The organism is Plantibacter flavus (assembly GCF_002024505.1).
Lineage (GTDB): Bacteria > Actinomycetota > Actinomycetes > Actinomycetales > Microbacteriaceae > Plantibacter > Plantibacter flavus_A.
Genome location: NZ_CP019402.1, coordinates 1,273,972 through 1,287,088 on the forward strand (window position 1 = coordinate 1,273,972; position 13,117 = coordinate 1,287,088).

Genomic DNA, 13,117 nt, shown 5'->3' on the forward strand with positions numbered 1-13,117 from the left:
AGGTGACGCGCACGAGTGCCGCGTCCGTGGTGGGCCCGGTGGGGCTCGAACCCACGACCCGCGGATTAAAAGTCCGATGCTCTGCCAACTGAGCTACAGGCCCATACGCGCTCTACTCTACGAGATTTCGACGGCACCCGTTGACGCGCAGGTCAGCGCCCCAGGGGAGGATCGTCCCACGGGGCGAGTACCGTTGTCGGGTGCGCGAAGCGCGTCGCAGGGAGGAGCAGGCATGACCGAGGGATTCCATCGTCCGACGAAGCTGCCGCCGTCGATGCTCGAAGCGATCCAGGGTGGTCTCGACCCGGAGGCCGTGTCGAGGATCACGCACGAGACGGCCGTCGCACTCCTCACCCGGGTGCGGGCGGACCCGGACCCTGCCGTGGTCGATCGCCTCGTGACGTACACGGACGAGCACGGGATCGACGCCATCGCGGAGCTCTGGTCGCACGCCAGCCCGCGGAGTCTCCCAGGAGCCCTCTGGCGGATCTACCTACTGCGCCTACTCATCCGGCAGGACCCGGTGGGGACGAGCTTCAGCTTCCAGCGGGGCACCGAGCTCATCACCACCGTCGACCCCGTGATCGCCGGCGCGGCCGAACCGACCGGGCCTGAGGAGATCATCGTCCTCGCCGACCAGATCCTCCGTGGCCTGTACACCGGTGACTTCGCGATCGCCCTCGAGCGGGCGGCCTCCTTCTGTCGGATCAACGCGGTCGGCTGTACCTCCCTCGCGGACGACCGGGACGCCGTCGACCCCGCAGACGCCGCGAGACTCACCACGAAAGCCGCGCGGTTCGGCACCATCGCCGAGGAACTCGCCGGCTGCGCGCGGCTGTGGCGCTCCGACTCCCTGGACTGATGCGACCCGTCCGGTCAAGGCCCGGTACCTGGGAATATCCATCGCCGATCACTTGCTACACTGATTCAGCCGGGCCGCAGTAACCCCGGGCTCCAAAAATCGCCGCTTCGAGCGGCCTTGCGCCGAGAGGCGTTTCTGCGGCCTGGCACTTGCTTTCTCCGGAGGTCTTCGCCCTCCTGACGCCCATTCCGTGATGACACCGGAACTGGGGTGTCGAATAGCGTCGATTCCTCCAATCGGATCCCGGGTCGGCACCGAACTCCGTGTATGACCGCCGCACTGTACACGCAGACCCGACCTCGGGTGGGCGTCGCGCAAACGGCCGGTGTCCGTGAGAAGCTAAGACTTGTGACCACGGGACCGGAAGCCGACGCTGCACCGCAGGTGTCATTGGCGAACGTGCTCGACGCGCTCCTCGTCCGAGTGGCCGGCGGCGACCAGGTCGCGTTCAGCGAGCTGTACGACCACATCGCCCCGCGGGTCCTCGGACTCGTCAAGCGGGTGCTCGTCGACCACGCGCAGTCCGAAGAGGTCACCCAGGAGGTGTTCCTGGAGGTCTGGCAGAACGCCCAGAAGTTCGAGGCGGGCAAGGGCACGGCGACGACCTGGGTGCTCACCATGGCCCACCGTCGTGCGATCGACCGCGTGCGCGCCTCACAGGCCGGACGCGACCGCGACCTCAAGATCGGCATCCGCGACTTCGACGAGCGTGTCGACAACGTGCAGGAGACGGTCGAGATCCGGATCGAGCACGAGCGCGTCAAGCGGGCCTTCGTCCGCTTGAGCGAGCTGCAACGCGAGGCTGTTTCGCTCGCCTACTACGGCGGCTACAGTCACAGCGAGATCTCGAACCTGCTCGGCGTGCCGATCGGCACGGTGAAGACCAGGTTGCGAGACGGAATGATCAGACTTCGAGACGAGTTGGGGGTGCGTACATGACCGAGCGAGACGATGCAACAGACCTGGCAGCCGGAAACGCGCTGCACACCCTGACCCCGCGCGAGCAGGAGCGGTTCGACCGCCTGCGAGCCGAACACGAGTCCGTCCGCGAGGAAGCGGCGGAATTCGAGGAGACCGTCGCCATGCTCGACCTCGCAGCACCTCCCGTGCAGCCGTCGGCAGCGCTCAAGAACTCCCTCATGGCCGCGATCCAGAACCTGCCGCAGCTGTCCGCTGACGCCCCCGTCGATGCTCCTGTCGCAGAGGTGCAGGCGCTTCCGACCGCGGTCCCGGAGGTCGACGAGACGCCGGTCTCGACACCGACGACCACGCCGCCCGCTGCAGCAGCGACCACCCCGGTGGTCGGTGCGGCGGAACGCAAGGCCGCCTCACGGTGGCGTCGCAGCGTCGTCGGCATGGTGGTCGGCGCCGCAGCAGCGGTCGGCCTCATCTTCGGCGGTGTCGGACTCGCGAACACCTTCGGTGGTGGATCCCTCACGCAGACGGTCGCGCTCGCGGAGATCAACGCGGCGTCCGACGTCCAGCGCGCGAAGGTGTCGATGGACGATGCGACGGCGACCCTCGTCTGGTCGGGTGAGCTCGGCAAGTCCGCCCTGCTCGTCGACGGACTCGGGTCCCTGCCGTCGGACAAGGTCTACGAACTCTGGTACATCGGCGAGGGAGGCCCGGTCTCGGCCGGCACCTTCTCGGCAGCGAACGGCACCACCTGGCGTGTCCTCGATGGCGCCATGAGTGCGGGCGACAAGGTCGGCGTGACGGTCGAGCCGCAGGGTGGCTCCAAGCAGCCCACCACCGATCCGATCATGGTCATCGAGACGGCGTAGTCCGTTCCCTCCGGTCCGCGAGAGCCTGTCGGCAGGCCTCACCTCGACAGACTCGCGGACGTGCTGCGGACGACGACAGCCCCGCCCGGGAATCCCGGGCGGGGCTGTCGTGGTGCCGGCGTCAGATCAACCGAAGCGACCCGAGACGTAGTCCTCGGTCGCCTGGACGGACGGCTTCGAGAACATCGTCGTGGTGTCGTCGTACTCGATGAGCTTGCCCGGCTTGCCGGTGCCCGCGATGTTGAAGAACGCGGTCTTGTCGCTGACGCGGCTCGCCTGCTGCATGTTGTGCGTCACGATCACGATCGTGTACTCCTGCTTGAGCTCCTCGATGAGGTCTTCGATGGCGAGCGTGGAGATCGGGTCGAGGGCCGAGCAGGGCTCGTCCATCAGGACGACGTCGGGGGAGACTGCGATGGCGCGGGCGATGCAGAGACGCTGCTGCTGACCACCGGAGAGGCCGGAGCCCGGCTTGTCGAGGCGGTCCTTCACCTCGTTCCAGAGGTTGGCGCCCTGGAGCGAACGCTCGACGAGCGCGTCCTGGTCGGACTTCGACATCTTCCGGTTGTTGAGCTTGACGCCCGCGAGCACGTTCTCCTTGATGCTCATCGTCGGGAACGGGTTCGGGCGCTGGAAAACCATGCCGACCTGGCGACGGACGAGGACCGGGTCGACGCCTGGGCCGTAGAGGTTGTTGCCGTCGATCAGGACCTCACCCTCGACGCGTGCGCCGGGGATCACCTCGTGCATACGGTTCAGGGTGCGGAGGAAGGTCGACTTCCCACAGCCGGAGGGGCCGATGAACGCGGTGACCGTGCGGGGCTGGATCTGGAGGGAGACGCCCTCGACGGCCATGAAGCTGCCGTAGAAGACGTTGAGGTCGTTGACTTCGATGCTCTTGGACACGGGGTTCCTTTGCTCGCGGCCTAGCGGCCGAACTTGGGGGCGAAGATCTTGGCGATGAGTCGGGCGATGAGGTTCAGCGCCATGACGATGAGGATGAGGACGAGCGCGCCGGTCCAGGCGCGGTCCACGTAGGAGGCCCCGTCGGTGCCCTGGTTCGCGTACTGGGTGTACACGAAGACCGGGAGGGTCATCATCGGGCCGTCGAAGAGGTTGTAGTTCATGCTCTGGGTGAAGCCGGCGATGATCAGGAGGGGCGCGGTCTCACCGATGACGCGGGCGACGGCGAGCGTCACGCCGGTGATGATGCCGGCGATCGAGGTCGGGAGGACGATCTTGAGGATGGTCAGCCACTTCGGCACACCGAGCGCGTACGAGGCCTCGCGCAGTTCGTTCGGGACGAGCTTGAGCATCTCCTCGCTCGACCGCACGACGACGGGGATCATGAGCAGCGACAGCGCGATGGCACCGCCGATGCCGAGCCGGACGCCCGGGCCGAAGAAGATCGCGAGGAGGGCGAACGCGAACAGGCCGGCGACGATCGACGGGATGCCGGTCATGACGTCGACCAGGAAGGTGATGCCCTGTGCCAGCCGTCCACGGCCGTACTCGACGAGGTAGATGGCGGTCAGGATGCCGATCGGGATGGAGATGATCGACGTGGCCAGCGTGATGAGCAGTGTGCCGGTGATGGCGTGCAACGCGCCACCGCCCTCACCGACGACGTTCCGCATCGACAGCGAGAAGTAGTTGAGGTCGAACCGGGCGGCGCCGGCCGAGATCACCGTGATGGCGACCGAGACGAGCGGCAGGAGCGCGATGACGAAGGCCGCGGTCACCAGGGTGGTGAGCAGGCGGTCCTTGGCCTTCCGGCGACCTTCGACCATGAGTGACGCGACGTAGACGGTGACCGCGTAGAGCGCGGCGCCGAGCACGACGGCCCCGGGGACGTTGTAGCTCTTGTCGGCGGTCGACTGCTGCAGCAGCAGGAAGATGACTCCGCTGACGATGAGGCTGCCCGCGAGGATGGTGAGCGGAGCGAACTTCGGCAGCTTGCCCGCGGTGAGCGAGTTGGAGAACGGCGTGGCGATGGACGCCTGACGGCGGTCGGTCGTGGCGGTCATCAGTTCGCTCCCGAGAATTCTTTACGACGGTTGACGATGAGTCTGGCGATGAAGTTCACCACGAAGGTGATGATGAACAGGATCAGGCCGGTGGCGATGAGCTTGTTCACGTCGATGCCGAACGACTCGGGGAAGTTCAGGGCGATGTTCGCCGCGATGGTGTTCGGGTTGCTCGAGGTGAGCAGGAAGAACGAGTAGACGGCGGCGGGGGAGAGCACGAGGGCCACAGCCATCGTCTCGCCGAGCGCTCGTCCGAGGCCCAGCATCGAGGCGGACACGATGCCGGGACGGCCGAACGGCAGGACCGCCATCTGGATCATCTCCCAGCGCGTCGCGCCGAGCGCGAGTGCGGCCTCCTCGTGGAGCTTCGGGGTCTGGAGGAAGATCTCCCGGGAGATGGCCGTGATGATCGGGATGATCATGACCGCGAGCACGAGGGCGACGGTGAGGATCGTACGACCGGTGCCGGACACCGTGCCACCGAAGAGCGGGATCCATCCGAGGTTCTCGGACAGCCAGGCGAAGAAGGGCTGGACGAACGGCGCGAGCACGAGCGCGCCCCAGAGGCCGTAGACGACCGACGGCACGGCGGCCAGGAGGTCGATGACGTAGCCGAGGGCGACCGCGAGTCGTCGCGGCGCGTAGTGGGTGATGAAGAGCGCGATCCCGAGCGAGAGCGGCACGGCGATCGCGAGGGCGAGGATGGCCGCCCAGATGGTTCCGAAGACGAAGGGGCCGACGTAGGCCCAGAAGCTCGTCGGAGCACCGGTGAACGACGAGGAGTCGGCCGTGAGGGCCGGGAACGCCTGGACGATGAGGAAGATCGCGACCGCCGCCAGGATGACGAGGATGAGTGATCCGGAGACGAGGGAGAGCGTCGAGAAGACGCGGTCGCCGACTCGTTGCTTGGCTTTGGGTCTCGCAGCTAGGGCCTCGACAGCCATGGGTTCCCGTTCTCTCGATGCGATGGTGGTGCCCCTCGACGGACTCGGGGAGCGGTTACTGCGGGTGTTGCGAGTGCTGGTGACGCAGGTCGAGCGTGCCGGGCAGGGCCCGGCACGCTCGACCGTTGGACTACTTGATGGTCGCGATCGCGTCCTGGACCTTCTTGGCGAGGTCTGCGGAGAGCGGCGCAGCACCGGCCGACTTCGCAGCCTCTTCCTGGCCGGCGTCGCTGGCGATGTAGCCGGCGTACGCCTTGACGAGGTCGGCGACCTTCGGGTCGGCGTACTCCTGGCAGGCGATGAGGTAGCTCACGAGCACGATCGGGTAGTGGGTCGCGTCCGTGGTCTCGCGGTCGAGCTTGATGGCGATGTCGTTCGCCTCGCGGCCTTCGACGAGCGGCGAGCCCTCGACGACGGCGGCAGCACCCTCGGCGCTGTACTCGACGAACTCCTCGCCGACCTTGATCTTCGCGACACCGAGGTCGCCGGCCTTCGACGCGTCGGCGTAGCCGATGGTGCCGGTGCCGCCCTTGACGGTGTCGACGACACCGGAGGTGCCCTTGGCGCCCTCACCCGACTGGAACGGGAAGGTGTCGGCCGGCTCAGCGGTCCAGACGTCGGGCGCGTTCTTGCCCAGGTAGTCGGCGAAGTTCTTCGTCGTACCCGAGTCGTCCGAACGGTGGACGGCGGTGATGGCCGTGGAGGGGAGCTTCGCGTCGGGGTTCAGAGCGACGATCGCCGGGTCGTCCCAGCTGGTGATCTGACCCGCGAAGATCTTCGCGATGGTCGAGGCGTCGAGGTTGAGCTCGTCGACACCCTCGATGTTGAAGATGACTGCGATGGGGGAGATGTAGACCGGGAGGTCGATCGCCTTGGTGTCCGCTGCGCATGCGGCGAAGGTGCTCGTGAGCTCCTCGTCGGACAGCGCCGAGTCGGAACCGGCGAACTGCACACCGCCGGCGATGAACGCCTTGCGGCCGGCGCCGGAGCCGTCGGGGGAGTAGTTGATGGTGACGTCCGGGTTGGCCGTCTGGAAGGCGGCGACCCAGGCTTCCTGGGCGCTGCCCTGCGACGATGCGCCGCTACCGGCCAGGCTGCCCTTGAGGTCGCTGGCGGCTGCGCTCGTGGCTGTGGCGCCGCCTTCGTTGGCCGCACAGGAGGTCAGTGCGACGGCTGCGACTGCTGCTACGACCGCGACGCGGCCGAAACGTGAGAACTTCACAGGGATGTCCATTCATTGGTGTGGGTGCGAGCCGGTGCTGGCTCGTCAGTGACGCTAACCATGCGGCATGACGAGCATCCCCCGTGATGGTAAACAACGGGTGAACGGATATCGACGGATTCATGGCGTCCGACGTGGCGACGCCGCGAATGCACCACGAACGGCCCCTGTTCAGGGGGGGGCGATCGGATGGGTCAGACGCGGGGTTCGTGCGTCTCGATCGCGATGATGCCGGAGCTCGGATTCGTCCGGGAGAGGTGCACGATGGAGAACGCCCCGGTCTCGAGTGCGGCGGCGCTCCCGAGGTAGGAGCCTCGGGTGGACCCGGTGGCGAGCGCGATCTCGTGCAGGATCTCGGGGAGGACCGGCCCGTGGCTGCAGAGGATGGCCGTCTTGAGCGCCCGGACACGGCGACCGACGACCCGGCGGACGTCGGATTCGCCCCGCTCGTAGGCGTCCTGGCTGATGAGGTCGGAGCGTTTGGGCTCGATGCCCGCGGCCGCGGCGATCGGGCTGACGGTGCTGACGCAGCGCACGGCCGTGCTCGTCACGATCTTGCGGGGGCCGAAGGCCAGCAGGGTCGGGACGTTCCCCGCGGCCTGCTTGACCCCGCGCGGCGCCAGTGGCCTGGTCGCGTCCTCGCCGGACCATTCCGAGGGCGACGTGGCCTTCCCGTGGCGCATCGCGATGAGGGCGAAGGTCGCGGTGACACCTTCGTCGACCAGCGCGGCGAAGGCGTCGAGGATCTCCACGTCGCGCTCGTAGCTGAGGTAGCTCCGTGCCCGTTTGACGGTGACCCACTCCAGGGCTGCGACCTCGCCGTTCGGGATGAACGTGCTCTCGCGGACGGCCTGGTCGGTGACCTCCGCGGACCAGTAGTGGACGATCTTCTCGCGACCGCTCGACAGGGGGTACGTGGAGACGCCGAGCGGCACACCGAGGTGGACGCTCAGGCCGGTCTCCTCTTTGATCTCCCGCACGGCCGTCTGCGCGAGCGTCTCCCCGGGATCGACCTTGCCCTTGGGGATCGTGACGTCGCCGTACACCGTCCGGTGGATGACGAGGAGGTGGACCTTGCCGTCGATGAGGCGCCAGCACACGGCACCGGCTGCGTAGATTGCCGTCGTCGTCATAGTCACTGCCTCGTCGTGTCGTGGTGCTCGGGTGGGTCGCGCTGCGGAGTCGTCAGCGACGGTTCCTCGGCCGGCGGCGGGCCGCGGTCTCGAGCATGAGGGAGTCTTGCAGATCCGTGAGCGGTCGTCCGTCAGCGTCGACCGCGTGGCGCGTCCAGATGCCGTCGGCGTCGAGCCACCACGACGACGTCTGCTCGTCGAGTGCCTGCTCGAACATCGCGGCGGTCGCCTCGAGGTGCTTGGGGTCGGTGAGCCTGACGAGCGCCTCGACGCGGCGGTCGAGGTTGCGGTGCATCATGTCGGCACTGCCGATGAACACGTGCGGGTCGCCGTCGTTGTGGAACGAGAAGATGCGCGAGTGTTCGAGGTAGCGCCCGAGGATGGAGCGCACGCGGATCGTCTCGCTCATCCCCGGCTGGCCGGGCTTCAGCGCGCAGATCCCGCGGACCCACAGGTCGACCGGGACCCCCGCCTGGCTGGCTCGGTAGAGCGCGTCGATGATCGCCTCGTCCACCATCGAGTTGACCTTGATGCGGATCCCGGACGGCTTGCCCTCCTCGGCGTTCGTGCGCTCCTGCTCGATGTGCTTGAGGAGGCCCTTGCGCAGGTGGCGCGGCGCGACGAGGAGGCGCTTGAACTTCTTCTCGATCGCGTAGCCGGACAGCTCGTTGAAGAGGCGGGTGAGGTCCTTACCGACCTGGTCGTCGGCCGTGAAGAGACCGAGGTCCTCGTAGATGCGGCTCGTCTTCGGGTTGTAGTTGCCCGTGCCGATGTGGCTGTAGTGGCGCAGGACCCCGCGCTCCTGTCGGACGACGAGCGCGAGCTTGCAGTGCGTCTTCAGTCCGACGAGGCCGTAGACGACGTGGACGCCGGCCTTCTCGAGCTTCCTGGCCCAGGAGATGTTGTTCTGCTCATCGAACCGGGCCTTGATCTCGACCAGCGCGAGGACCTGCTTGCCGGCCTCCGCCGCGTCGATGAGTGCTTCGACGATGGGGCTGTCGCCCGAGGTCCGGTACAGGGTCTGCTTGATCGCGAGCACGTGCGGGTCGGCGGCGGCCTGCTCGATGAACGCCTGCACGCTCGTGGCGAAGGACTCGTACGGGTGGTGGACCAGGACGTCCTCACGGGCGATCGACCGGAAGAGGTCGGGCTTGCCGTTCGGTTCGTCGGGCTGGAACTGCAGCGCCGTGGTCGGTACCCGCTTCGGGTACTGGAGGTCCGGACGGTCGATGCCGGCGAGGCTGAAGAGGCCGCCGAGGTCGAGCGGCGATGGCAGGCGGTAGACCTCCTGCTCGGTGATGTCGAGTTCGCGGACGAGGAGTCCGAGGGTGACGTCGTCCATGTCGTCGGTGATCTCGAGCCGGATGGGCGGCCCGAACCGGCGGCGCAGCAGCTCCTTCTCGAGTGCCTGGATGAGGTTCTCGGTCTCGTCCTCCTCGATCACCATGTCCTCGTTGCGCGTGACGCGGAAGACGTGGTGGTCGACGATCTCCATGCCGGGGAAGAGGTGGCCGAGGTGGTTGGCGATGACCTCCTCGAGGGCGATGTAGCGCACGCTGGGGGCGGTGTCCAGCGACGCGGAACGGCGCTCCGCCGGACCGACGCGGACGAAGCGCGGCATCATCTGCGGGACCTTGAGCCGGGCGAACTCCTCGCGCCCGGTCCGGGTGTTCCGCACTCGGACCGCGAGGTTCAACGAGAGGCCGGAGATGTAGGGGAACGGGTGGGCCGGGTCCACCGCGAGCGGCATGAGCACCGGGAAGACCTGGTTGCTGAAGTATTCGCTGAGGTATTCGCGGTCGGCTGCGTCGAGTGAATCCCAGGTGACGACCGTGACACCGCGTTCGGCGAGGTCGGGGCGGACGAGGTCGTGCCAGGCGCGGGCGTGCCGTTCCTGCAGGACGTGCGCTTGCTGCGAGATCTCGGACAGGACGTCGGCCGGCGCGTTGCCGACGTTCGTCGGGACCGCCAGGCCCGTGAGGATGCGGCGCTTCAGGCCGGCGACCCGCACCATGAAGAACTCGTCGAGGTTCGAGGCGAAGATCGCGAGGAAGTTGGCGCGTTCGAGGACGGGTAGCGCGGGGTCTTCGGCGAGCTCGAGCACACGCTGGTTGAAGGCGAGCCAGCTGAGTTCGCGGTCGAGGTAGCGGTGTTCGGGCAGCGCGGGATCGTTCCGCTCGAAGGCGGGGTCGAAGTCCTCTTCGTCCCCATCGAGGCCGACATCGAGCACGGTTGGGTCTGCTGGCATGCCTTCATCATGACACCGTGGCGGGGGTGGTCGCGACGACTGCGGTGAACACTGTGTAAATGCCGCAGCGCCACACCGCTGTGGAGGGGATCAGGCGTCGGTTCTCGCGTACTGCACGTCGATGGTGTGGTCGGTGAATCCGAGCGATCGGTACAGCGACACCGCAGGGAGGTTGTCGGCTTCGACGTACAGCGTGACCGCCTCCACCCGTCGATCCCGCAGGCGGGCCAGGCCGGCCTCCATCAGGAGCCGCCCGAGCCCTCGGCCACTGGCCGCCGGGTGCACGCCGACCGCGTACACCTCGCCGACCGTGTCCTCGACCTTCAACCAGATGAACCCGAGGAGGTCGCCGTCGGAGCCTCGTGCGAGCAGGAAGTCGTCGGCGTCGAACCAGGACTCGGCCTCCCGGGCGCGGAGATCGTCGAGGGTCATGCGTCCCTGCTCGGGGTGGTCGGCGAAGGCGAGCGCGTTGACCTCGAGCCACTCCTCCTCGTCGGCTCCCGGCCGGAACGTGCCGACCGTGACATCAGCGTGCCCGGCGGTGGCCGGTCGCGCACGGCTCGTGGGCGTCTTGGTCAGGCGGAGCTGCAGCAGCGTCCTGATCGGCGAGAAGCCGAACTCCTGCGCGAGCACCCGGGAGGCGGGGTGGTCGCCATGTGCCCAGATGCGCACCTGCGGGGGACAGTTGGCGAGGACGCCGCGCAGTGCGGCGCGACCGTAGCCGTGGCCCCGCCACTCGGGCTCGACGACGAACTCCAGCTCGCCATGTCCGAGGATGGCCGCACCCACGACGGCGAAGTCGTCGGGGTCGACCGGCGGGTCCTGTGGTTCGACGGCGAGGATCAGCGTCCGGGCGCCGGACGCGGCGTCGATGAGCGACTGATCGCTGAACGGCGGCTGGCCGTCGACGAGCGACGCCGTGCGCACGACGCGCTCGAGCGCATCCCGGGTGCGGGCGTCGTCGACGTTACGAACCGACAGTGTCAGCCGGGGCATGATCGTCCTCGTAAACGTTGAAGCGGTAGCCGACGTTGCGCACGGTGCCGATGAGCTGCTCGAGGTCGCCGAGCTTGGCGCGCAACCGGCGGACGTGGACGTCGACGGTTCGCGTGCCACCGAAGTAGTCGTAGCCCCACACCTCGCTCAGCAACTGCTCGCGCGTGAACACCCGGGAGGGGTGGGTCGCGAAGAAGCGGAGCAGTTCGAACTCCTTGAAGGTGAGGTCGAGCGGCTTGCCGTGGACCTTGGCGGAGTAGCTGGCCTCGTCGATGACGACGCCGGACGCCTGGATCTTGCTCGCCGAGTGCTCCTGCGAGGCGCGGCCGATCGCGAGCCGGATCCGCGCGTCGACCTCGGCCGGCCCGGCGGATTCGAGGATGACGTCGTTCACGCCCCAGTCGGCGCTGACGGCCGTGAGGCCGCCCTCGGTCAGGATGAGGAGGAGCGGGACCGACAGCCCGGACGCACCGAGGATCTTGCAGAGCGACTTGGCGCTCGCGAGATCCTGGCGGGCGTCGACGAGGACGAGATCCGAACTCGGAGCGTTCACGAGTTGTGCGGGGTCGGCGGGGATCTGCCGGGTGCGGTGGCTCAGGAGCCCGAGGGATGGGAGGACCTCGGTGCCGACCATGGAGGTCAAGACCAAAATTTGCGCCACGCGCATCCTCCCGACTGAGTTTGGAACCATATTAGGCGAACGACCGTACCCCACGTCGCACCGGGCGCCCGCTGGTGGTCCGATGGCGTCCGCTCTGTGACAATGGGTCCGTGAGCGAAACCACTCTCTCCCCCCGGCTGCGCTGGATCAGCGTCGTCTCCATCTGGGCGCTCGCGCTCGTCGGCGTCGTCGTGTCCGGCCTGCTCTGGAGCCCGGGGGAGACCTTCTTCGGGCTGTCGGCCACGCTCGGCCTCTGCACGCTGGCCGCGTTCTCGGCACAGCTGCTGACGAGACAGAAGGTGGGATTCGTCGATCGGATGTCGACGAGCGTCACCGGCGCCGTCCTCATCCTCGCCATCGGCGGTGCCGTGTATGGCCTCATCGCCCTGGCCTCGGGGTAGACTTTCTCCTATGCTGCTCGCTCTCGAAATCTTCTTCATCGGCTTGCTCGTCCTCGCCAGCCTCGCCATCGCGTTCACCGCGGTGGTCGTGCTGAAGAACCTGTACCGCGGTCAGCGCTAGTCCGGGTCCCTCGATGATCGAGATCCCGAGCGGCCTGCCGAGCGAACTGGTCCCGCTGTCATGGCTCATCGGCGTCTGGGAGGGCACCGGCGTCATCGACTACCGGGTCGGCGACGAGACCGTGACCCGCGAGTTCGGTCAGCGCGTGAGCTTCAGCCACGACGGCCTGCCGTACCTGAACTACAACTCCTACACCTGGCTCCTGCCCGAGCAGCCCCCTCGTGACGCCGAGGGGGCCTCGTCCACGGACGAGGACGCCCTGTCGGACGACACCGCTGCGGACGTCGCGCCCGAGGCGCACCCGGTCGACGAGTCCGGTGTGCCCGAGCCGCTCGTCACCGAGACGGGTTACTGGCGCCTCGAGCGCCCGTTGATCGAAGGCGATCCCGGGCCGGGGATGCTCCCAGGGCAGGGCCCCCGCCCGTTCGGCACGGCGCAATCGGTCGAGACGCTGCGTACGTCGACCGGCGCCTTCCCCCTACAGGTCTCGATCGTCCACCCGAACGGTGTGAGCGAGCTCTACCTCGGTCAGATCGACGGCCCGCGGATCGACCTCGCGACCGACGCCGTCGTCCGGACCGCTGGAGCCAAGGAGTACGCCGCCGCGACCCGCCTGTACGGCCTCGTGGAGAACCACCTGCTCTGGGCCTGGGACATCGCCGCCCTGGGGCAGGATCTCCGGACGCACGCCTCGGCGCGCCTGGCCAAAGCCGACTGA

Annotated in this window: 13 protein-coding genes and 1 tRNA gene; 5 read left to right on the plus strand and 9 right to left on the minus strand. The window is 67.8% G+C overall.

Annotation, left to right across the window (positions count from 1 at the left end):
- Window positions 1–27: 27 nt before the first annotated feature.
- Window positions 28–103, minus strand: a tRNA-Lys gene (locus BWO91_RS05955).
- 129 nt (window positions 104–232) lie between these two features.
- Here BWO91_RS05955 and BWO91_RS05960 point away from each other — a divergent pair.
- The 3 genes from BWO91_RS05960 to BWO91_RS05970 all read left to right on the plus strand — a co-directional run bounded on the left by BWO91_RS05960 (window position 233) and on the right by BWO91_RS05970 (window position 2,646).
- Window positions 233–862 carry a DNA-directed RNA polymerase subunit beta gene (locus tag BWO91_RS05960; protein WP_079001787.1) on the plus strand — a complete coding sequence of 210 codons (630 nt, stop codon included), beginning with the start codon at window positions 233–235 and terminating at the stop codon, window positions 860–862.
- Window positions 863–1,129: 267 nt separating this feature from the next.
- Window positions 1,130–1,801, plus strand: a complete 672-nt coding sequence (sigK, locus tag BWO91_RS05965; RefSeq protein ID WP_079001788.1) for an ECF RNA polymerase sigma factor SigK — start codon at window positions 1,130–1,132, stop codon at window positions 1,799–1,801.
- Window positions 1,798–2,646: an anti-sigma factor gene (locus tag BWO91_RS05970; protein ID WP_079001790.1), complete on the plus strand. Its 849-nt coding sequence runs from the start codon at window positions 1,798–1,800 to the stop codon at window positions 2,644–2,646. Before sigK ends, BWO91_RS05970 begins: the two co-directional genes overlap by 4 nt.
- Window positions 2,647–2,772: 126 nt before the next feature.
- On the opposite strand, the gene pstB is transcribed toward BWO91_RS05970, so the two are convergent.
- From pstB to BWO91_RS06010, 8 genes are all read right to left on the minus strand, one after another.
- The gene (gene pstB, locus BWO91_RS05975; RefSeq protein WP_056007815.1) at window positions 2,773–3,552 is read right to left on the minus strand and encodes a phosphate ABC transporter ATP-binding protein PstB; all 780 of its coding nucleotides are present in this window, start codon (window positions 3,550–3,552) and stop codon (window positions 2,773–2,775) included.
- Window positions 3,553–3,572: 20 nt separating this feature from the next.
- On the minus strand, window positions 3,573–4,673 hold the full coding sequence (gene pstA, locus BWO91_RS05980; protein ID WP_079001792.1) for a phosphate ABC transporter permease PstA: 1,101 nt from the start codon (window positions 4,671–4,673) through the stop codon (window positions 3,573–3,575).
- Window positions 4,673–5,617 (minus strand): phosphate ABC transporter permease subunit PstC, encoded by a 945-nt coding sequence (gene pstC, locus BWO91_RS05985; protein WP_064296608.1) that lies wholly within the window; start codon window positions 5,615–5,617, stop codon window positions 4,673–4,675. The genes pstA and pstC overlap by 1 nt, the downstream gene beginning before the upstream one ends.
- Window positions 5,618–5,747: 130 nt before the next feature.
- Window positions 5,748–6,839 carry a phosphate ABC transporter substrate-binding protein PstS gene (gene pstS / locus BWO91_RS05990; protein ID WP_079003860.1) on the minus strand — a complete coding sequence of 364 codons (1,092 nt, stop codon included), beginning with the start codon at window positions 6,837–6,839 and terminating at the stop codon, window positions 5,748–5,750.
- Between the two features lie 194 nt (window positions 6,840–7,033).
- The gene (locus tag BWO91_RS05995; protein WP_064296606.1) at window positions 7,034–7,972 is read right to left on the minus strand and encodes an NUDIX hydrolase; all 939 of its coding nucleotides are present in this window, start codon (window positions 7,970–7,972) and stop codon (window positions 7,034–7,036) included.
- 52 nt (window positions 7,973–8,024) lie between these two features.
- Complete coding sequence (locus BWO91_RS06000; protein WP_079001794.1) at window positions 8,025–10,220, minus strand: RNA degradosome polyphosphate kinase; 2,196 nt, start codon at window positions 10,218–10,220, stop codon at window positions 8,025–8,027.
- Window positions 10,221–10,310: 90 nt separating this feature from the next.
- Window positions 10,311–11,216 carry a mycothiol synthase gene (gene mshD / locus BWO91_RS06005; protein WP_079001796.1) on the minus strand — a complete coding sequence of 302 codons (906 nt, stop codon included), beginning with the start codon at window positions 11,214–11,216 and terminating at the stop codon, window positions 10,311–10,313.
- The gene (locus BWO91_RS06010) at window positions 11,188–11,877 is read right to left on the minus strand and encodes a response regulator transcription factor (protein ID WP_205847579.1); all 690 of its coding nucleotides are present in this window, start codon (window positions 11,875–11,877) and stop codon (window positions 11,188–11,190) included. Before BWO91_RS06010 ends, mshD begins: the two co-directional genes overlap by 29 nt.
- A 110-nt stretch (window positions 11,878–11,987) precedes the next feature.
- On the opposite strand from BWO91_RS06010, the gene BWO91_RS06015 reads away from it, so the two are divergent.
- Complete coding sequence (locus BWO91_RS06015) at window positions 11,988–12,278, plus strand: hypothetical protein (RefSeq protein WP_064296602.1); 291 nt, start codon at window positions 11,988–11,990, stop codon at window positions 12,276–12,278.
- Between the two features lie 134 nt (window positions 12,279–12,412).
- Window positions 12,413–13,117, plus strand: a complete 705-nt coding sequence (locus BWO91_RS06020; RefSeq protein WP_071259388.1) for an FABP family protein — start codon at window positions 12,413–12,415, stop codon at window positions 13,115–13,117.